This is a genomic window from Hydrogenophaga sp. SL48 (genome assembly GCF_021729865.1).
In the GTDB taxonomy this organism is placed as follows: domain Bacteria; phylum Pseudomonadota; class Gammaproteobacteria; order Burkholderiales; family Burkholderiaceae_C; genus Hydrogenophaga.
Genome location: NZ_CP063400.1, coordinates 1,910,611 through 1,929,159, shown reverse-complemented (window position 1 = coordinate 1,929,159; position 18,549 = coordinate 1,910,611). Strand labels below are relative to the sequence as shown.

Here is an 18,549-nt window from a genome sequence, read left to right as displayed (position 1 = left end):
ATGGCATTCCCCACCTCGGTCAATGACCAGATCACCGATGCCGTCTCCCAATCCAACGTCCAGGTTCTGGGCGACGCATCCGCACAAGCCGCTGGTGTGCTGGCCCAGTCCATGGCGCAAGCCATCGGCCTGGCAGCGATGAACGCCACCGCGCAGCAGCAAAACACCGCCACCCTGGCCCAAGCCGTCACCGCCCGTGCCACTGCGGCGCTGTTGGGCGGACAGGCCAGCAAACCGCAATGAGCGAGCCCGCCGCCATGACTGACGCGGTCGGCAGCGTCAATGACCAGGTCACCGACAGCGTGGCCCAGTTGCAGCACAGCCTGGACGGGCTCGCCCAGCCCTTTGCGACGGCGGCCGCTTACCAGGCGGTAGCCCACACGCTGGGGCTGGCGCTGCAAAACGCCGTCGCCCGCCAGCAGCACAGCCACATCCTGCGCACTGCCCTGACCACGGCGGCGGCCGCGGCCATCCTGGACGGCCGTGTCGACCAGGCGCAGGCGGTGCTGAAGCTGGCCGAATCCAGCTTGGCCAACCCCAGCTTTGAAACCGAAGTCGCCCAGTTGCAGGTCGCCTTGGCTGGTTTGCGTGCTGAGCTGGACAAAACGCTGGCTTCGGCTGGTGCCGCTACCGCTGCGGCAAGCGCTTCTCCCGCTTCCAACCCGGTCGAAGCCGCTGCGGGCTGACGCGGCTTGCAGTGGTCGTCTGAGTGGGGCCAGTGCCAATCCGCCGAGGCTGTGAGCGGCCCGTCGTTGCGCGGGTTCGCATGCAGACTTGTTTGAAGGGTGGTTCGTTCAACATGTTGATCCACCGATTCGCCTCGCTTGTGCTGGCCTGTGCCTGCATGACTGTTGCCGCTGCCGCGTTTGCTGCCCCGTCAGCGGAGCACGCCTGCCCACCCCAACCCTCACCCCCCAGCCGAGAGCTGATGCAGAAGGCCCAGCAGCAGGCGGCCGACCGGGGCTTTCTCTGGCGCATCAGTCGCGACGGGCGCGAATCTTTTCTGTACGGAACCCTGCACGCCGGGCGACCGGAGTGGTTTGCGCTGGGGCCTCGCACCGAGGCCTCTCTGTCGCGTGCCGGCACGCTGGCGCTGGAGATCGATGTGACCGACCCCGCCGTGCAGGTGGCCTTGCAGGGTGCGACGCAGGGGCCGCCTCGCGCGCTGCCGGCCGAGCTGATGCGCTCGCTGCGCGCGGCCTGGGCGACCGAGTGCCTGCCGGCGGACACCCTGGGGCGCGGCAGAGTTTCACGTCATGCAGCTGGGCGTGGCGCAGGCGCAGCGCCAGGGGCTGTTTCCGCTCTACGGGGCAGAGTCGGTGCTGTTGATGCGCAGCCTGGGCCGTCAGCGCCCGGTGGTCGGGCTGGAGTCGGTGCAGACGCAGCTCTCGGCGCTGTTGGCGCGCGACGATGAAGAGGCCGCCACGATGGTGCGCGAGTCGCTGGCCGAGCTGCAGCGCCCGCAGGCCGCGCACACCCTGGAGCGGCTGACGCGGGCGTGGGTGACGGGCGACCTGAAGGACCTGGAGGCGCATGCCGAGTGGTGCGACTGCGTGAACACCCCGACCGAGCGCGAGTCCTACGCGCGCCTGGTGGACGGGCGCAACCCCGGGATGGTGAATGCCATCGAGCGGCTGCACGCCAGCGCCAGCGTGTTCGCGGCCGTGGGTGCGCTGCACTTGGTGGGGCCGCAGGGCTTGCCGGCACTGCTGGCCGCCAGGGGGTTCAAGGTCAGCCGCGTGTTCTGACCCCGAGCGTTCCGATCGAGCCTGAACGTTTGAGGTAGGTCATGAAACGGGTGGATTCCGCCACAGCGCCGCGGGTTCTCTCTCACAATCCGTTACTTTCCGGGTGGCCCCTGCCACCCGACAGGAACACTTTTCATGGCACATCTGAACTGGACGCCCGACCTCGAAACGGGCATCCGCGAAATTGACGGACAACACAAACGCATCGTCGACTACATCAACCAGCTCTATGACGCACGCGACCACCACGACCGTGAGGCTGTGGGCGCGGTGATCGACGAGATGATCGACTACACGCTCTCGCACTTTGCGTTCGAGGAGTCGCTGATGACGGACGCCGGCTACATGTTTGCCGGTCCGCACAAGAAGATCCACGAGCTGTTCACCCGCAAGGTGGGCGAGTACCGCATGCGTTTCGAGGCCGGCGAAGACGTGGCGTCCGAGCTCCACGCCATGCTCTCGCGCTGGCTGTTCAACCACATCCGCAACGACGACCGCAGTTACACCGACTCGGTCAAGGTCTATCTGAAGAACGTCAGCCACGGCGAGACCGACATGAAGGCGCAGATCAAGGAAGAGCTGATCCGCGAGCTGCACCTGCAGAAGAAGAGGGGCTTCTTCGCACGGCTGTTCGGCAGCGTCGAGTAAGCCCCGGCGCCCGATGGGGGCGCTCCTTCAGTGCGGCAAGGGCATCCAGGGCAGCAGCACCCAGGCGCCCAGGGCGGTCACGTTCAGGATCGCCGTCATCCAATAGACCTGCCGGAAGGCCTGTTTGGTCGACTTGTGGCGCAGGATCTGGTGCGCGAACCACGCGCCTGGCCATCCGCCCAGGAGGCCGAGCACATGCAACGTGTCTTCTGCGGTTCGCCATTGGCCTTGGGTCGCGGCGTGTTTGTCCTGCCAGTAGGCGTAGAACGTGAGCAGGTTGAGCACGAACGCAGCGGGCAGGAACCACCCGCTCAGGCGGCCGAGCACCACGCCACCGATCAGCAGACCCGCCCAGAGCAGCATCAGCAGGTGGGCTGGCCATGCGGGAGATGCCTGGCGCGACGGGGCGGCGCGGCGTGAGGGCTGTGTCCGTTGCGGCTGGTGTCGGTTCTGGGTTGGTGGTCGAGCCGCAGCCGTGCGTGGTCGCGCGGGCATCGCAGCACGCTCGTTGTCGGGCCGCACGTCCATCGCGCGCGGGCCTTTGCTGCCCACATGGATTTCTTCAAAGCTGACCCGCTGTTTCAGGGCGGGTGCGGCGCTGCCGCGCCAGTCGCGGATGTGGAAGAACAGCTGGGCGCTGGATTGCGGACTGTGAATGAAGCCGAATCCTTTGGCGTCGTCCCAACGCACCACGGCACCTTGTTTTTTCATGGGGCATTCCTCCTGAATCGCCGGAGATTGTCAGGGATTGCCGCGTGGTTCAAATTGGCGCAAAATGCGCCAAACAGGAGTTTCGCCATGTCCAACGCCGTCAGCCCGTTTTCGTCCGTGAAGCTGCCCGCAGCCCTGGTGCAACAGGCGCGCGAGGCGGCCCAGCCGCAGCGCCGCTCGGTGGCCGGCCAGATCGAATACTGGGCGACCCTGGGCCGCATCGCCGATGAAACCGGCCTCACGGTGCAGGAGGCGCGCGAGGCGATCGCCCGTTACGACGCGCGCCAGCGCGGCGGGCCACTGGACGAATCGCTGGATGCCATCGAATCGCGGTTCGTGGACGCCGAAACCACCGGCCGGCTGGTGCAGGCGGTCAGAAGCACCGTGAGCGCCAACCGCCAGAAGGCCTCGCTGCCGCGCGCCGCCTGACGCCTCCCAAGACCGTCCCGGTTTGGTATCCCCGGTTTTTTACCTGCTGGCCGGCCCCAATGGCGCGGGCAAGTCCACGCTGTACCTCAGCGCGGTGGCTCAAGGCCTGATCCCGGCCGAGGCCGAGTTCGTCAACGCCGACCTGCACGAGGCGGCACACCTGCAACACGTGGCCGATCCCGCCGAGCGCTCGCGCCAGGCGCGCCAGTGGTCCGACGCGCGGCGGGCGCAGTGCCTCGCCGAAGGCCGGTCTTTCGCCAGCGAGACCGTGTTTTCCCACACCTCCAAGCTCGATCTCATGAGCGCCGCCCAGCGCTTGGGGTTTGCCGTGGTGCTGCTGGTGGTGTGCGTGGACGACCCGCAGCAGCTGCTCGGCCGCGTGAGCCGGCGCGTGGAGGAGGGCGGCCACCCGGTGCCGCCCGAGCGCGTGCTCTCGCGGTATCCGCGTACCGTGCGCCACCTGAGCGTGGCGGTGCGGCGGGCCGATCTGGCGCTGCTGTACGACACGTCGCAGCCGCCCGACCAGGCGTTCCAGCCGCCCCGGCTGGTGGCGCGGCTGCGCGGCGGTGAGTTGGTGTGGCAGGCCGACCCGCTGCCCGGCTGGACCCGGCGCGTGCTGCACCCCATGTCAGAATGAACCGATGCCCCCTGTCTTGCGCGCTCCCCTCATCACCCGCGGCCTGTTGCTGCTCATCCTCGCCGCCGGTGTCTATTTTTTCCACGGCTTTCTGGTCCCGGCGCTGGCCGCGCTGATCATCGGTTTTGCCACCTGGCCGCTGTACCGCCGTCTGGTGGGCCGCTGCGGCGGCAACACCACGCTGGCGGCCAGCCTGGCGATTCTGGTGGTGCTGGTGGTGCTCGTGGTGCCGCTGTCGGTGGCGATGCACTACGCCATCCGCGAAGCCAGCGAGTTCGTGCGCTGGGCGATCGAGGCCAACCGCCACGGCGCCGCCGTGCCCCCGTGGATCGAGGCGCTGCCTCTCGTGGGCGCGCAGCTGGCCGAACTGTGGCGCGAACACCTGGGCCAGCCGCACGCGCTGAGCGAGTGGATGCAGCTGCTGTCGGGGCAACACATCGGCAACATCTCGCGCACGGTGTTCAAAACCGCGGGCGACCTGTTCAGCCTGTTCCTGCTGCTGCTGTTCATGCTGATCACGCTGTTCTTTGTCTACAAGGACGGCGTGCGCATCGCGGGCCAGGTGGATCGGGTGGGCGAGCACCTGCTGCCCGAGCGCTGGCAGCGGTTCTCGCGGGTGGTGCCGGCCACGGTGAGCGCCACCGTCACCGGCATGGGCCTGATCGCCATCGGCGAGGGCGTGGTGCTGGGCGTCGCCTACTGGATCGCTGGCGTGCCTTCGCCGGTGCTGCTGGGGGTGATCACCGGCTTCATGGCCATGATCCCCGGCGGCGCGCCGCTGTCGTTCACGCTGGTGTCGCTCTACCTCGTGGGTTCCGGCAACGCGGTGGCCGGGATGGCGCTGTTCGCCTGGGGATCGGTCGAGCTCTTCATCGTGGACAAGACGCTGCGCCCGCGGCTGGTGGGCGGCCCGGTGAAGCTGCCGTTCCTGCCCACGTTCTTCGGGCTGGTCGGCGGGGTCAAGACGATGGGGCTGGTGGGCCTGTTCGTCGGGCCGGTGCTGATGGCGCTGCTGGTGGCCATCTGGCGCGAGTGGGTGCGCGGGCTGGAAGGCCCGCCTGCGCCCCGGCCCTGAGGGCGCTCAGTCCGCGTAGTCCAGCGGCAGAGCGGTGGTGAACTTCAGTTCCTCCATCGCGAAGCTGCTGCTCACGTCCGACAGATCCACCGAGCGGATCAGGCGCTTGTAGACCGCGTCGTAGGCCGCGATGTCGGGCACCACCACACGCAGCAGGTAGTCCACGTCGCCGCTCATCCGGTAGAACTCGACGATCTCGGGGATGTCGCGCACGGCGTCGCGGAAACCCTCGAACCAGGCCTGGCTGTGCTGGTTGGTGCGCACCGCCACGAACACCGTGACCCCCAGGTTGATCTTCAGCGGATCGACCAGCGCCACGTGGCGGGTGATGAAGCCGTGCTCGCGCAGCCGCTGGATGCGCCGCCAGCAGGGCGTGGACGAGAGGTTCACCGCCTGCGCCAGGTCGGCCAGCGGGGTTTCAGCATCGCGTTGCAGGATCGCAAGAATCTGCCGATCAATCGCATCCAGTTTCTTTTTCATGTGATTTCGTAGAAATGGTTTCTCAATTAGGCCATTTCCTGAGCCGAAAAGGCAAGCCGGTTCTGCGCCCGGCCACGCACACTCCCTGCATTCGCAACACGCTTGGAGCACACATGAAAACCATTGGCCTGATCGGCGGCATGAGCTGGGAATCGACCACCCTGTATTACCAGCTGATCAACCGCGAGGTGGCGCGGCGCCTGGGTGGCCTGAGCAGCGCACGCCTGAACCTGGTGAGCCTCGACTTCCAGGACATCGCGCAACGCCAGCGCGCCGGAGACTGGGCGGGCATGTCCGCCATCCTGCGCCAGGCGGCGCGGCACCTGAAAGACACGGGCGCGCAGTGCCTGCTGATCGGCACCAACACCATGCACAAGCTCGCGCCCGAGGTGCAGGCCGACGCGGGCATTCCGCTGATCCACATCGCCGACGTGACGGCCGACGCCATCATCGCCCAGGGGCTGGACACCGTGGGTCTGATGGGCACGCGCTTCACGATGGAAGAGGCGTTTTACGTGCAGCGGCTGCGCGAGCGCGGCATCCGCTGTGTGCTGCCCGACGAAGCGCAGCGCATCGAGATCCACCGCATCATCTTCGAGGAGCTGTGTCAGGGCGAGATCAGCGACAGCTCGCGCCGTTGGTTCAGCGACTGCATCGCCGACCTGCAAACGCGGGGCGCGCAGGGTGTGGTGCTGGGCTGCACCGAGCTGCCATTGATCGTGCGCCCTCAAGACAGCTGCCTGCCCACCTTCGACACCACGGCGCTGCACGCGATGGCCGCGGTGGACTTCGCGCTGGCCGCTTGAGCGGCTGAGGCGGCGCTCAGCCCGCGAGCGTGTGCAGCGGGATGTCTTTGGTTGTGGCCAGCTTGTCGAGCTGCTGGCGCGTCTGGCCGGCCAGGAAAGCGGCAATGGCCTGGTGCGTTTCCGGCTTGAACATCGTGACCATGCCGCTCATGGCGACACCGGCCGCCGCGCACAGCGAGGCGGCAAAGTGCGGTTCCAGCGCGGCCACCGCGACACGCCCGTTTTTGCAGGGGTAGACGCGGTAACCCGCGTGCGCGCCGCCCACCGCGCCATTGGGCTGGGTCAGGCCCCATGCACGGGGCAGGGCGAGCCAGGCGGCGGCGTCGCTCAGCGCCACCTCCTGGAAGCTGCCTTTGCCGCTGGTCTTCTGCGCGAGCACAGCCTTGAGCGCGGCCTCGCTCGCCATGAGCGCGCCGCCCATGTCGGCGAACAGCGTGGCTGGCAGCTCCAGCCCGGTCACCAGGCCGGCGTCGGCCAGGTAGGTCAGGTCGTGGCCCGGCTCTTCAGCGCGCTCGCCCGGCGCGCCCACGATGGCCACCACCGAGAGCGTCGGGTAGGCCTTGTGCAGCGTCTTCCAGGCAAGGCCGAGCTTGGCCAGCGCCGAAGGACGGAACGAGGTGAGCAGCAGGTCGGTGCGCTGCAGTTCTTTGTGCAGCCGCGCCTGGCCCTTCTCGGACTTCAGGTCAATGGCCATGACCTTGATGCCGCCGTGCAAGGTGGCGTAAGCCGTCGGGTTGTACTGGCCCATCGGGTCGCCACTGGGCGCGCCCTTCGGCGCGGGCGGCTCAGCCTTGAGGCAGCTGGCGCCCATGGCCTTGAGGCGCATGAGCGCGGCCGGGCCGGGCAGGTTGAGCGCCAGGCTGAGCACGCGCACGCCACGCAGGGGTTGGAGGGGTTTGATCGAGGTGGGGGAGGTGGGTGACATGGCGGTACCGGTTGACGTGTACGTCAATGTACCGGCAAGTCAACGTCCCCCGAGGCAACACGGAGACAGCACCGGCTGAATGCAGGGCGCACTCTCCGACGCGAATTGCCCCACCGAGAACACCGCGGAACCGGCTTTGCCGGGCCGCAGGTGTTGCCCCCTTGAGGGGGTGACGCCGCAGGCGGCGCAGGGGTGGGCCCTCTACTCGCCGAAGTTCAGCGGCAGACCGACGTAGTTCTCGGCAATGGTTTTCAGGCCCGATTCGGAGTGCATCAGGTAGTCCAGCTCGGCCTGCTGCAGCTTGCCGTTGATGGCGCCTTCGTCGGGGAAGTTGTGCATGATGGACGTGAACCACCAGCTGAAGCGCTCGGCGCGCCAGATGCGCTTCAGGCAGCGCTCGGAGTAACCGTCGATGCCGGCCTCGCTCTTCTCGCTGTAGAACTCGACCAGCGCGTTGCTCAGGTACTTCACATCGGTGGCGGCCAGGTTCAGGCCCTTGGCGCCGGTGGGCGGCACGATGTGGCCAGCGTCGCCGGCCAGGAACATGCGGCCGAAGCGCAGCGGCTCGGTCACGAAGCTGCGCAGCGGCGCAATGCTTTTTTCAAGGCTCGGGCCGGTCACCAGCTTCTCGGCGGCTTCCGGGTCCAGGCGCAGCTTGAGCTCGGCCCAGAACGCGTCGTCGCTCCACTGTTCGATCTTGTCGGTCAGCGGCACCTGCAGGTAGTAGCGGCTGCGGGTTTCGCTGCGCTGCGAACACAGGGCAAAACCGCGCGGGTGGTTCACGTAGATCAGTTCGTGGTGCACCGGCGGCGTGTCCGACAGCAGGCCGAGCCAGCCGAAGGGGTACACCTTCTCAAACTCCTTGATGGCCGAGCGCGGCGCGCTGGCGCGGCACACGCCGTGAAAGCCATCGCAACCGGCGATGAAGTCGCAATCGATGGTGTGGCTCTGGCCGTCCTTCTCGTAGGTCACGCGCGGGGTCTTCGAGTCAAAGTCGTGCACCTGCACGTTGGCGGCCTGGTACACCGTGGGCAGACCGGCGGCGGTGCGGGCGTCCATCAGGTCGCGCGTCACTTCGGTCTGGCCGTAGACCATCACTTTCTTGCCGCCGGTGAGCTTCTCCAGGTCGATGCGGTGGCGCACGCCATCAAACAGCATGTCGAAGCCGCTGTGCACCAGACCCTCTGCGTGCATGCGCTGGCCCACGCCCACTTCGTCCAGCAGTTCGGTCGCCACCTGTTCCAGCACGCCCGCGCGGATGCGGCCGAGCACGTAGTCCGGGCTCTGCCGCTCGACGATGATGGCGTCGATGCCGGCCTTGTGCAGCAACTGGCCGAGCAGCAGGCCGGAGGGGCCGGCGCCGATGATGGCAACCTGGGTACGCATGGGATGTCTCCTGTGTTGGTGGGGTGAGGAGACTGTAGGCAGACGGGGCCAGGTGTTCAAGAGAACAGCACCGTCATCGCGCGATGATTGGCGGTGTTGCGCGATGATCGCGCAGCAATGGGTTTCGGGCGACAATGCCGCGATGAACACCCACGACCGCAGCATCGCCAAAGCCGACCTGATCGAAGGCATGGCCAAGGGCATGGCCGTGCTGGAGAGCTTCGACACCGAGCGCCAGCGCCTCAATGCCACTCAGGCGGCCGAGCGTGCCGGCCTGACCCGCGCGGCGGCACGCCGCCACCTGCTCACGCTGGCCTACCTCGGTTACCTTGACACCGACGGCACGCACTACTGGCTTTCGGCCAAGGTCCTGCGCTTCTCCGGCAGCTACCTCGCCTCGGCCCGCTTGCCGCGCCTGCTGCAGCCCACGCTCAACCGGCTGGCGGCGCAGACGCGCGAATCGTTTTCGGCCGTGGTGCTCGACGGTGACGAGGTCGTGATCGTGGCGCGCAGCGCTTCGGTGGGCGGGCAGCGGCTCATGGCCTACGGTCTGCACCTGGGCGCGCGCCTGCCGGTGCACGCCACCTCCACCGGGCGCGTGCTGCTGGCGGCCTTGCCGCGCGCCGAGTTCAGCGCCTGGCTCAAGGGGCGCGAGCTGCCCCGGCTCACGCCCAGGACCACCGTGGACCCCAAGGCCTTTCGCGCCGTGGTGGCGCAGGTGCGGGCGGACGATTTCGCCGTGGCCAGCGAAGAACACGAGCTGGGTGTGCACGCGCTGGCCGTGCCGCTGCGCAACATGAAAGGCCTGACCGTGGCGGCGCTCAACGTGGTGGCCTCGCCCGAGCGGCTGGCGCCGGCGGTGATGCACAAGGACCTGCTGCCGCTGCTGCTGGACGCGGCACGGGAGCTGCGTCCCTTGCTGTGAGGGTCAGACGCCCAGGTACTGCTCCAGCAGTTCGGGCTTCGACAGCAGCTCGTCCGACGAACCTTCGAACACCACCTCGCCTTTGACGAGGATGACGTTGCGGTCGGTGATCTGCGTGACCTGCTTCCAGGCCTTGTCCACGATGATGCTGCTGATGCCACTTTCGCGGATCAGGCCGCAGATGCGCCAGATCTCGCGCGCGATCAGCGGCGCCAGGCCTTCGGTGGCCTCGTCGAGGATCAGCACGTCGGGGTTGGTCATGAGCGCACGGCCGATGGTCAGCATCTGCTGCTCGCCACCGCTGAGCTGCTGGCCGCCATGCCCCAGGCGCTCGGCCAGGCGAGGGAAGGTGTCCAGCACGCGGTCGTACGTCCAGTCGCGCTGGCCCCGTGTGCCCGCGCGGGCCGACATCTGCAGGTTTTCCTTCACGCTCAGGTTGCCGAAGATGCCCCGGCCTTCGGGCACGTAGGCGATCCCCATGCGCGCGATCTCGAAGGTGGGCGCGCCGGTCATGGGCTGGCCCTTGATGTGCACCGTGCCGCCGCTGGGCTTGACGATGCCCATGATGGACTTGAGCAGCGTGGTCTTGCCCATGCCGTTGCGGCCCATCAGGCCGATGGTCTGCCCAGGCAAGACGGTGAAATCGATGCCGCGAAGGATGTGGCTCTGGCCGTAGTGGGTGTGGAGGCCGGTGGCCTGGATCAGGGGCGTACTCAATGGATAACCTCCGTGCTTCGCACTGCGGTGCGAGCTTGCTTGGGGCGGCCCTGCGCGGCGCTCATGTCAATGTTCCTCGCCCAGGTAAGCCGCCTGCACGACCGGGTCAGCACGCACCTCGGTCGGCGTGCCGCTGGCGATCACCTGGCCGTTGACCATCACGGTGAGCTGGTCGGCGAGTGCGAACACGGCGTCCATGTCGTGCTCGACCAGCATCATCGCGTGGTCCTTCTTGAGCTTGAGCAGCAGCTCGATCATGCCCTCGGCCTCGGCCTGGCCCATGCCGGCGAGCGGTTCGTCCAGCAGCAGCACGGTGGGCTCGGTGGCCAGTGTCATGGCGATTTCGAGCTGGCGCTGTTCGCCGTGGCTGACGGTGGCGGCCACGGTCTGCGTGCGGTGCGTGAGACCGGCGAGTTCGATGGCGCGTTCGCAGCGCTGATTCACCGTCTTCATCGACGAGGCCGACTGCAGCCAGCGCAGCGGGTTCCAGGGCGCGTGCCGCTCGCGCGATTGCGAGGCCAGCCGCACGTTGTCCCACACGGTGAAGGGCAGGAAGATGTTGGTCTTCTGGTAGCTGCGGCCCAGCCCCAGGCGCGAGATCGACTCGGGCGACTGCCCGGCCGTTTCCACGCCGCCGATGGTGACGCTGCCCGAGGTGGGCGGCAGGTCGCCCGAGAGCAGGTTGGTCAGGGTGGACTTGCCCGCGCCGTTGGGACCGATGACCGCGTGCAGTCGGTCGCGGTAGAGGTGCACCGACACCTCGTTGACGGCCGCGAGGCCGCCGAAGCGCTTGGTGAGTTTGTCCGCAGTGAGCAGGGCGACTTCGTTGGGGAGAACATCCGTCATTTCTGCGTCCCCTTGCGGTTCAGAAATTTCTCGCCCAGACCCAGCAGGCCACGCGGCGCGACGATCACCACCAGCACGATGAAACTGCCCATCCACAGCTGCCAGTGTTTGCCGGTTTCAAAGTCGCCGATGGCGGGCAGGTCCTTGAAGAAGTGCATCACGTACTCGAAGGCGAATGCGCCGACGATGGCGCCCGCGAAGTTGCCCATGCCGCCGAGGATGACCATCATGATCGCGTGCGCGCTCATGTGAAAACCCATCAGCTCGGGGTTCACGAAGCCCGTCTGCGCCGCCCACAGGTAGCCCGCCACGCCCGCCAGCGTGCCCGCCAGCGTGAAGGCAGCGAGCTTGTAGCCGAAGCTGCCGTAGCCCACGGCGCGCATGCGGTGTTCGTTCACGCGGATGCCGGCCAGCACGCGCCCGAACGGCGAGAACAGCACGCGGCGCAGGAAGAGGTAGACGCCGATCAGCATCGCCAGCGTGAAGTAGAAGAAGTGGGCCTTGTTCTCCAGGTCGATGCCCAGCGCCGTGGCGTCGGGCCGGAAGTTCACGTAGATGCCGTCCGAGCCACCCAGTGCCTTGTTGTCGAAGAACAGGAAGAACACCATCTGGGCAAACGCCATGGTGACCATGATGAAGTAGATGCCGTGGGTGCGCACCACGAAGAAGCCGATCACCAGCGCGGCCAGTCCGGCCCCCGCCGCCGCGAGCGGCAGGCTCCACCAGAGGGCGATGGGCGCATCCTGCGGGGTGATGAAGGCCAGCGCGTAGCCGGCCAGGCCGAAGTAGGCCGCGTGGCCGAGCGAGACCAGGCCGGTCACGCCCTGCAGCAGGTCGAGGCTCATCGCGAAGATGGCGAGGATCATCATCTGCGTGAGCATCTGCAGGTAGAAGTCGCGGCTCTCCAGCGGCATCAACGGGAACGCGGCCAGGGCCACAGCACCGATGGCCAGCATCACCTGCATGGACCTGGGCAGTTTTTCGAGTTGGGCTTTTGCGGTGCTCATTGTTTGAACAGCCCTTCGGGCTTGTAGAGGAGCACGAGGGCCATCAGCATGTAAACCGCCATGCCGGCGATCTGCGGTACCAGCACCTTGCCGAAGGTGTCCACCAGACCCACGAGCATGGCCGCCACCATGGCGCCGCGCACCGAGCCGATGCCACCGATGACGACCACCACGAAACACATGATCAGCACCGAGCTGCCCATGCCGGGGTACACGCTGGAGATCGGCGAGGCGATCATGCCGGCGATGGCGGCCAGCGCCACACCCAGTGCAAACACCACACCGTGGATCAGGCGGATGTTGATGCCGAGGGCCTCGGTCATTTCACGGTTGAAGGCGCCGGCGCGGATCTTCATGCCCAGGCGGGTCTTGCTGATCAGCGCGTACAAGCCGAGCGCCAGCGCCACACACACGGCCGAGATCACCAGCCGGTAGACCGGGTACGAGAGGTTCTCGGTCAGCTGGATCGACCAGTTCACGGCCTCGGGCACCTGCACCGCGTGCACGTCGTCGCCCCAGAAGATGGAGCGCAACTCTTCAAAGATGTAGATCAGGCCGAAGGTGAGCAGCACCTGGTCGAGGTGATCGCGGTGGTAGAAGTGCCGGAACAGCAACCACTCCAGCAGCCAGCCCAGCGCGACAGCGATCACCGTGCCGACCGCGATGGCCAGCACCAGGCTCTCGAACTGCGCGGTCAGGAACCACGCCAGGTAGGCGCCCAGCATGTAGAAGCTGCCGTGCGCGAGGTTGACCACGCCCATGATGCCGAAGATCAGCGTCAGGCCGGCGGCCAGCATGAACAGCAGCAGCCCGTATTGCAGGCTGTTGAGCAGTTGGATGAGGAAGTTGGCGAAGTCCATGGCAGACCAAAGGGTCGAGGATGACGCCGATCCGGCTCTGCCGGTCGGCAGACATCACCCCCCTTGGAGGGTGATGTCGAAGGCAGCGCGGGGGGCGGATCGGGTCAGGCGATCCTGCAGCCGGCGCCGGAGTCGGCCACGGCCTTTTGCGCGATGCCGACCACCTTGTTTTCCTTGTTCTCGACCTTGCGCAGGTACATGTCCTGCACCGGGTTGTGGGCCTTGCTCATGCTCCACTTGCCGCGCGGGCTGTCGATGGTGGCACCTTCCATCGCGGCGTAGAGGGCCTTCTTGTTGGCCAGGTCGCCCTTGACGGCGTTGGCGCCCTTGACCAGCAGCAGGCCGGTGTCGTAGCCCTGCACGGCGTACACGTCGGGCTGCAGCTTGAAGGTCTTGGCGTACTCCAGGCGGAATTTCTTGTTGGCCGGCGTGTCCAGCGAGTCGCTGTAGTGCATGGTGGTCAGCACGCCGTTGGCGGCATCACCGGCGGCTTCGAGCACACCCTCGGTCAGAAAACCCGAGCCGTAGAGCTGGATGGTCTTGGACAGGCCGGCCGCGTGGAAATCGCGCAGGAACTTGGCCGCGCCGCCACCGGCAAAGAAGCAGGCCACGGCGTCGGGCTTGATCGACGCGATCTCGGTCAACAGGGCCTGGAACTCGACGTTGGGGAAGGGCAGACCTAGCTTCTTCACGATGGTGCCACCGGCGGCGGTGTAGCTCTGCTCGAAGCCCTCGAAGGCCTCGTCGCCGGCCGCGTAGTTCCAGGTGATCCACACAGCCTTCTTGTGGCCGCGGTCGACCATGGCCTTGCCCAGCGCCAGCGTGGGCTGCGAATTGGTGAAGGAGGTGCGGAAGACGTTGGGTGCGCACTGGGCGCGGGTGGCGATGTGCACACCGGCGTTGGGGATCAGGTTCAGGACGCCACTTTCACGCGCCACTTTGTGGATGCCCATCTGCACGCCCGAGTGCACGGTGCCAACGAGCACGTCCACCTTGTCGCGCTGCACCAGGCGCTGCGCATTCTCGATGCCTTTGGCCGGATTCGATTCGTCGTCCACCTTGAAGAACTCGACCTCGCGACCGCCCAGCTTGCCGCCCTGTTCGTTCAGCGCCATGCGGAAACCGTTCTCGATGGCCACGCCGAGCTGCGCAAAGGTACCGGTGTAAGGCAGCATGAAGCCCACGCGCACCTTGTCGGACTGGGCGCGCACGATCTGCGGCAACAGCAGGCCGGACGAGGCGGCACCAATCACGGCGGCACTGCGGGTAAGGACGAGGCGGCGGGTGGTCATGAAGAGACTCCTGTGGTTATCGGATGGGTTTGACTTTAGGTGCGCGCTGTCTGAATGGCGATACTGGCTTACCCGTACTTCAGGTTTAAAGTATTGAAGATTGAAGATAATCCGTGGTCAATTGCTTCCCTTGACCAAGTGCATGATATTGCCTGACATGCAGTATGCTGCATGTTTTGAGGCGAGCATTCAGGGGAAACCCTTGAGGCAGGGGGTGAAATCCGGGCAGAGGGTGGGCTCGCAGATGCGTCGACACGAGATGGTCGTGAAGGCCGTGGTGACGACCACGGCATGCGTCGGTGCGGGGGGTCGAGGCCAGCGGGTTCACTTTCCCAGGCTTGACCGTGAGACGTGATGCCGCGGCGCAGGTGATGCCGTGGGATCTGTCGCCACGGGCCCAGAGGGCGATACTCTGGCAAAGCGTCTCGGACGGGGCCGAGGCGCTTGTTCCTAGAAGTTGGAGTCAGCCCACTGCGACGAGGGGCCTGAGTCTTCGGCCGTCACCGGCACGTTGAGGTTCAACACAAACACCACCTCGCCACCGAACCTGCCAACCCCCAGTGTTTTCATGAGTTGCTGCTCTTGCTCGGGGCGCTCCAGGCGCAGGAAGCAAATGGCCTGCTTGGTGCCCTCGTGCATCGCCGTAAGAATGTCGAGCCGCGTGATACGACCAAACCCACTGCACAGCTGATGCAATGCGGATTTCAGGCTGGTCACATCACGGTGCTGCCGGAGTTCTGCCAGTGCGCTCACGTTCACCCCTTTTTGTCTTCAGGCCCACACCCCAACGCGGAAGCGATGGGGGTGGAAGAATTTGCTGTTCGGGTAATGGTAATACAGAAGCTACAAATAGCAACAACTTTGTTATTAGTTTTTTTGCCATGGGTGGTGAAACGGCCAGAAAGTTCACACCTAATGGACTCCTTCGCTGAGTTTCTGGCCGAAGTTGTTACAGGTGTCGCGGTATGCTTGAGGCACTCACCGACGAAAGCGGGCGCCACATGCAACACGGACAACGTGCAGAAACTTCCGCCGACGCAGCGCCCTTGCCCGAGCTCGTGCACACAGTGCCGCCCAGCTTGGAGTGGGCGGAACTGACCCGGCTGGCGACCCATCTGGCCCAAGCGTCGGCGGCGATGCTGGTACAGGTTCTTCCCGACGGCCCGGTGGTCGTGCACGCCAGCGGTCTGCCCGCCCACCAACAGGCCGACGCCGTGGCGCTGTGCGCCAAAGTGGCGGCGGACACGGTGCTGAAAGGGTGTCTGCTGGATGCCGCGGCGAACCCCGCATGGGCGGCACACCCGCTGGTGGGCTCATTGCCCCACGTCCGGTTCTGTTTCGTGCTCCCGCTGCCGTCGGGCGGCCAGCAAAACCCCACCTGGCTGGCGCTGCTCGACGCTGCGCCGCGCAGCCCCGCCGAACTGGCGGCATGCTTGCCGGGTTTGCAGACACTGGCTTCCCACGCCGGGCACCTGCAAGAGCTGATACGCCAGCAGCAGCGGTCGGCCCACCTGACCCAAGGACGGGAAGAGCGCCTGGGCAAAGCGCTGCACGAGAGTGAGAGCCGTTTGAACCTGACCGAACACACGGCCGGTGTGGGCAGTTGGTCGGTCAACATCACCACCGGACAGATCCAGCATTCCGACGAATACGCCAGCATCCTGGGCTTGATGCCCGGTGAAACGGTTGACGACCTGGCGGCCATGGTGCAGCGCTACACGCCCGAATGGCGCATGGGCATCCGCCAACGGCTGGAGCGTTGTGCCCAGACCGGCGAGGCATTTGACGAAGAAATCCAGGTGCAGGTGCCGGGCATGAGCCCCAAATGGGTTCGCACCGTGGGCAATGCCGTGCGCGATGCAGACGGGCAGATCCTGCGCATTCAAGGTGCGGTGCAAGATATTTCTGCGCAAAAGCACGCGCAACAGGAGACCCTGCGACTGGCCATGCGCCTGACCACCACACTGGCCAGCATCACCGAAGCTTTTGTCACGCTCGACCGGCAGTGCTGCTTCACCTACCTGAACCAGGAAAGCGAGCGTCTTCTGCAAAAGACCACGGCCGAGCTGCTGGGCCAGGAGGTCTGGCACGATTTCAATACCGGCTTGGCGCAACGGCTGCGGATGCAGCTCGGTCTCGCGCTCAAGACCAACCGGCGCGTTGAGCTGGAGGACTTTTTCCCTTCCCTGGGCAAATGGCTGGAGGTTCGGGCATATCCCTTCGCCGAGGGACTGGCGGTGTATTTCCGCGACGTCACCGAGCGCCGACGCTCGCAAGAACAGCTGATGTTGCTGGAAACCAGCGTGGCCCGGCTGAACGACATCGTGGCCATTGCAGAAGCGGGTTCGGGCCCGGATGACGAACCTCGCATGGTGTTCGTCAACGACGCCTTTGAAAAACAGACAGGCTACAGCCGCGCCGAGGTGCTGGGACAGAGCCCGCGCATCCTGCTGGAGCTGGACCCGGCCATGGTCAAACTGCTCGAATTGGCCAAGGGTTTGAAAGTGACCCGGCAAGCGCGCACCGAACTCATGGTGCAGCGGAAAAACGGTGCGTCATTCTGGGTCGAGCTGGAGGTGGTCTCGGTGCAGGCCAGTGCAGAAGAGGTGACGCACTGGGTGGCGGTGGGCCGTGACATCACCCAGCGCAAGAATGCAGAAGACATGATTCGGCACCTGGCGTTTTACGACCCGTTGACCGACTTGCCCAACCGCCAGCTGCTGCTGGACCGGCTGCAAAAGGCGCTTTCGCAGAGCGCCCGCACCGGGCAGCATGGCGCGCTGATGTTCATTGATCTGGACAACTTCAAGATCCTCAACGACACGCTGGGGCACCACATGGGCGACCAGCTGCTGCAGCAAGTGGCGCGGCGCCTGACAAACAGTGTCCGCAAGACCGACACCGTGGCGCGCCTGGGCGGCGACGAATTTGTGGTGATGGTGGACGACCTCAGCACCGACCGCGGCGCCGCAGCCAGCAAATCGCGCGCGCTCTCTGAAAAGGTGCTGAACATGCTGCGCGAGCCGTTCCAGATTGCGGGGCACCAGCACTTCGCCACGCCCAGCATTGGTGTGACCTCGTTCAGCGGCGAACAGAGCGATGTGAGCGAGCTGCTGAAACAAGCCGACCTGGCCATGTACCAGGCCAAGAGCCTGGGCCGCAATACGCTGTGCTATTTCGACCCCGACATGCAAGCCACCGTGAGCGCCAATGCCGCTGTGGGTGCAGCCCTGCGGGTCGGCCTGCGTGAGAAGCAGTTTGTGGTGCACTACCAGCCGCAGGTGGATCGCCAGGGGGTGATCACGGGTGTGGAGGCACTGGTGCGCTGGCAACACCCCGAAAAGGGGTTGATCAAGCCCGCCGACTTCATTCCGGTGGCTGAAGATACCGGCCTCATCCTGCCGCTGGGCATGTGGGTACTGGAAACCGCCTGCGAGCAACTGGCCATCTGGGCCAACTCGCAGCAAACGGCTCACCTGAGCGTTGCCGTCAATGTGAGTGTGTACCAGTTCCGTCACCCGAACTTTGTGGACATGGTGATGGCCTCCATCAAACGCACCGGCATTCGTCCACACCGACTCAAGCTTGAACTGACCGAAAGCCTGCTCGCCGACCGCATGGAAATCACCATCCAGAAGATGGGCATGCTCAAAGACCTGGGTGTCACCCTGTCGCTGGATGACTTCGGCGTGGGCTATTCGTCGCTGTCGTGCCTGAAGCGCCTGCCGCTGGACCAGCTGAAAATTGACAAGGGCTTCGTGGCCGATGTACTGACCGACCCCAACGACGCGGCCATCTCACGCGCGATCATTGCGCTCGCGCAGAGCCTGAGTCTGCAGGTGGTGGCCGAGGGTGTGGAGACGCATGAACAGAGGGACTTTCTGGCCTACCAGGGGTGTGACCAGTTCCAGGGTCACCTGTTTGCGCCGGCGCTGCCCATCGAAACGCTGGAGGCGTTCCTGCGCAACCCGTCATCCGACATGATGTTGGCAGGATGAGGCCATGTTCGGCGCGAGACGCTGGAGCGCCAGGCCGATGTTGATGTCACCCAGAACAC

20 protein-coding genes and 1 pseudogene are annotated in these 18,549 nt (G+C 65.9%); 11 read left to right on the top strand and 10 right to left on the bottom strand.

The genetic code is table 11. The features are described 5' to 3' along the window. From IM738_RS09175 to IM738_RS09160, 5 genes and pseudogenes are all read left to right on the top strand, one after another. Entirely contained in the window at window positions 1-243 is a 243-nt protein-coding gene (locus tag IM738_RS09175) for a RebB family R body protein (protein ID WP_236965566.1), read from the top strand. Then, window positions 240-686, top strand: coding sequence for a RebB family R body protein (locus IM738_RS09170; RefSeq protein WP_236965565.1), 447 nt, complete (start codon window positions 240-242; stop codon window positions 684-686). The genes IM738_RS09175 and IM738_RS09170 overlap by 4 nt, the downstream gene beginning before the upstream one ends. A gap of 80 nt (window positions 687-766) precedes the next feature. Beyond that, a pseudogene (locus IM738_RS26030) lies at window positions 767-1,204 on the top strand (TraB/GumN family protein); the annotation flags it as partial. 52 nt (window positions 1,205-1,256) lie between these two features. After that, window positions 1,257-1,748, top strand: coding sequence for a TraB/GumN family protein (locus IM738_RS25910; RefSeq protein ID WP_272907838.1), 492 nt, complete (start codon window positions 1,257-1,259; stop codon window positions 1,746-1,748). Between the two features lie 135 nt (window positions 1,749-1,883). Beyond that, the gene (locus tag IM738_RS09160; protein ID WP_236965564.1) at window positions 1,884-2,396 is read left to right on the top strand and encodes a bacteriohemerythrin; all 513 of its coding nucleotides are present in this window, start codon (window positions 1,884-1,886) and stop codon (window positions 2,394-2,396) included. Window positions 2,397-2,423: 27 nt separating this feature from the next. Here the strand turns inward: IM738_RS09160 and IM738_RS09155 are convergent, their stop codons facing one another. Next, window positions 2,424-3,107 carry a cold shock and DUF1294 domain-containing protein gene (locus IM738_RS09155; protein ID WP_236965562.1) on the bottom strand — a complete coding sequence of 228 codons (684 nt, stop codon included), beginning with the start codon at window positions 3,105-3,107 and terminating at the stop codon, window positions 2,424-2,426. A gap of 87 nt (window positions 3,108-3,194) precedes the next feature. On the opposite strand from IM738_RS09155, the gene IM738_RS09150 reads away from it, so the two are divergent. The 3 genes from IM738_RS09150 to IM738_RS09140 are packed head-to-tail and all read left to right on the top strand — an operon-like array spanning window position 3,195 to window position 5,248. Next, window positions 3,195-3,536, top strand: coding sequence for a ParD-like family protein (locus IM738_RS09150; RefSeq protein WP_236965560.1), 342 nt, complete (start codon window positions 3,195-3,197; stop codon window positions 3,534-3,536). 22 nt (window positions 3,537-3,558) lie between these two features. Then, complete coding sequence (locus IM738_RS09145; protein ID WP_236965558.1) at window positions 3,559-4,173, top strand: AAA family ATPase; 615 nt, start codon at window positions 3,559-3,561, stop codon at window positions 4,171-4,173. A gap of 4 nt (window positions 4,174-4,177) precedes the next feature. Beyond that, on the top strand, window positions 4,178-5,248 hold the full coding sequence (locus tag IM738_RS09140) for an AI-2E family transporter (RefSeq protein ID WP_236965556.1): 1,071 nt from the start codon (window positions 4,178-4,180) through the stop codon (window positions 5,246-5,248). Window positions 5,249-5,254: 6 nt separating this feature from the next. Here the strand turns inward: IM738_RS09140 and IM738_RS09135 are convergent, their stop codons facing one another. Next, a complete protein-coding gene (locus tag IM738_RS09135) occupies window positions 5,255-5,716 on the bottom strand; it encodes an Lrp/AsnC family transcriptional regulator (RefSeq protein ID WP_272907869.1) in 462 nt (153 codons plus the stop codon). A 125-nt stretch (window positions 5,717-5,841) separates the two neighbouring features. Between IM738_RS09135 and IM738_RS09130 the strand changes: the two genes are divergently transcribed. Beyond that, complete coding sequence (locus tag IM738_RS09130; RefSeq protein WP_236965554.1) at window positions 5,842-6,534, top strand: aspartate/glutamate racemase family protein; 693 nt, start codon at window positions 5,842-5,844, stop codon at window positions 6,532-6,534. A gap of 16 nt (window positions 6,535-6,550) precedes the next feature. Here the strand turns inward: IM738_RS09130 and IM738_RS09125 are convergent, their stop codons facing one another. After that, the gene (locus tag IM738_RS09125; protein ID WP_236965552.1) at window positions 6,551-7,459 is read right to left on the bottom strand and encodes a CoA transferase; all 909 of its coding nucleotides are present in this window, start codon (window positions 7,457-7,459) and stop codon (window positions 6,551-6,553) included. Window positions 7,460-7,660: 201 nt separating this feature from the next. Continuing rightward, window positions 7,661-8,845 carry a 4-hydroxybenzoate 3-monooxygenase gene (pobA, locus tag IM738_RS09120; protein WP_236965551.1) on the bottom strand — a complete coding sequence of 395 codons (1,185 nt, stop codon included), beginning with the start codon at window positions 8,843-8,845 and terminating at the stop codon, window positions 7,661-7,663. A gap of 142 nt (window positions 8,846-8,987) precedes the next feature. Between pobA and IM738_RS09115 the strand changes: the two genes are divergently transcribed. Further along, window positions 8,988-9,770, top strand: coding sequence for an IclR family transcriptional regulator domain-containing protein (locus IM738_RS09115; protein WP_236965549.1), 783 nt, complete (start codon window positions 8,988-8,990; stop codon window positions 9,768-9,770). Between the two features lie 3 nt (window positions 9,771-9,773). On the opposite strand, the gene IM738_RS09110 is transcribed toward IM738_RS09115, so the two are convergent. From IM738_RS09110 to IM738_RS09085, 6 genes are all read right to left on the bottom strand, one after another. Beyond that, window positions 9,774-10,487: an ABC transporter ATP-binding protein gene (locus tag IM738_RS09110; protein ID WP_236965547.1), complete on the bottom strand. Its 714-nt coding sequence runs from the start codon at window positions 10,485-10,487 to the stop codon at window positions 9,774-9,776. A 66-nt stretch (window positions 10,488-10,553) separates the two neighbouring features. Then, on the bottom strand, window positions 10,554-11,333 hold the full coding sequence (locus IM738_RS09105; RefSeq protein ID WP_236965546.1) for an ABC transporter ATP-binding protein: 780 nt from the start codon (window positions 11,331-11,333) through the stop codon (window positions 10,554-10,556). Next, window positions 11,330-12,340, bottom strand: a complete 1,011-nt coding sequence (locus IM738_RS09100; protein ID WP_236965545.1) for a branched-chain amino acid ABC transporter permease — start codon at window positions 12,338-12,340, stop codon at window positions 11,330-11,332. The genes IM738_RS09105 and IM738_RS09100 overlap by 4 nt, the downstream gene beginning before the upstream one ends. Next, the gene (locus tag IM738_RS09095) at window positions 12,337-13,200 is read right to left on the bottom strand and encodes a branched-chain amino acid ABC transporter permease (RefSeq protein ID WP_236965544.1); all 864 of its coding nucleotides are present in this window, start codon (window positions 13,198-13,200) and stop codon (window positions 12,337-12,339) included. The genes IM738_RS09100 and IM738_RS09095 overlap by 4 nt, the downstream gene beginning before the upstream one ends. A 104-nt stretch (window positions 13,201-13,304) precedes the next feature. Then, a complete protein-coding gene (locus IM738_RS09090; RefSeq protein ID WP_236965543.1) occupies window positions 13,305-14,492 on the bottom strand; it encodes an ABC transporter substrate-binding protein in 1,188 nt (395 codons plus the stop codon). Window positions 14,493-14,942: 450 nt separating this feature from the next. Then, complete coding sequence (locus tag IM738_RS09085; protein ID WP_236965542.1) at window positions 14,943-15,245, bottom strand: RNA-binding protein; 303 nt, start codon at window positions 15,243-15,245, stop codon at window positions 14,943-14,945. Window positions 15,246-15,457: 212 nt separating this feature from the next. On the opposite strand from IM738_RS09085, the gene IM738_RS09080 reads away from it, so the two are divergent. Further along, window positions 15,458-18,490: a sensor domain-containing protein gene (locus IM738_RS09080; RefSeq protein ID WP_236965541.1), complete on the top strand. Its 3,033-nt coding sequence runs from the start codon at window positions 15,458-15,460 to the stop codon at window positions 18,488-18,490. Window positions 18,491-18,549 lie beyond the last annotated feature (59 nt).

Coding starts and splice junctions, on each gene's coding strand:
- IM738_RS09105 (WP_236965546.1), bottom strand. CDS start 11,333: ATGACGGATGTTCTCCCCAACGAAGTCGCCCTGCTCACTGCGGACAAA.
- pobA (WP_236965551.1), bottom strand. CDS start 8,845: ATGCGTACCCAGGTTGCCATCATCGGCGCCGGCCCCTCCGGCCTGCTG.
- IM738_RS09090 (WP_236965543.1), bottom strand. CDS start 14,492: ATGACCACCCGCCGCCTCGTCCTTACCCGCAGTGCCGCCGTGATTGGT.
- IM738_RS09100 (WP_236965545.1), bottom strand. CDS start 12,340: ATGAGCACCGCAAAAGCCCAACTCGAAAAACTGCCCAGGTCCATGCAG.
- IM738_RS09150 (WP_236965560.1), top strand. CDS start 3,195: ATGTCCAACGCCGTCAGCCCGTTTTCGTCCGTGAAGCTGCCCGCAGCC.
- IM738_RS09115 (WP_236965549.1), top strand. CDS start 8,988: ATGAACACCCACGACCGCAGCATCGCCAAAGCCGACCTGATCGAAGGC.
- IM738_RS09080 (WP_236965541.1), top strand. CDS start 15,458: ATGCTTGAGGCACTCACCGACGAAAGCGGGCGCCACATGCAACACGGA.
- IM738_RS09155 (WP_236965562.1), bottom strand. CDS start 3,107: ATGAAAAAACAAGGTGCCGTGGTGCGTTGGGACGACGCCAAAGGATTC.
- IM738_RS09125 (WP_236965552.1), bottom strand. CDS start 7,459: ATGTCACCCACCTCCCCCACCTCGATCAAACCCCTCCAACCCCTGCGT.
- IM738_RS25910 (WP_272907838.1), top strand. CDS start 1,257: ATGCAGCTGGGCGTGGCGCAGGCGCAGCGCCAGGGGCTGTTTCCGCTC.
- IM738_RS09175 (WP_236965566.1), top strand. CDS start 1: ATGGCATTCCCCACCTCGGTCAATGACCAGATCACCGATGCCGTCTCC.
- IM738_RS09170 (WP_236965565.1), top strand. CDS start 240: ATGAGCGAGCCCGCCGCCATGACTGACGCGGTCGGCAGCGTCAATGAC.
- IM738_RS09130 (WP_236965554.1), top strand. CDS start 5,842: ATGAAAACCATTGGCCTGATCGGCGGCATGAGCTGGGAATCGACCACC.
- IM738_RS09095 (WP_236965544.1), bottom strand. CDS start 13,200: ATGGACTTCGCCAACTTCCTCATCCAACTGCTCAACAGCCTGCAATAC.
- IM738_RS09160 (WP_236965564.1), top strand. CDS start 1,884: ATGGCACATCTGAACTGGACGCCCGACCTCGAAACGGGCATCCGCGAA.
- IM738_RS09140 (WP_236965556.1), top strand. CDS start 4,178: ATGCCCCCTGTCTTGCGCGCTCCCCTCATCACCCGCGGCCTGTTGCTG.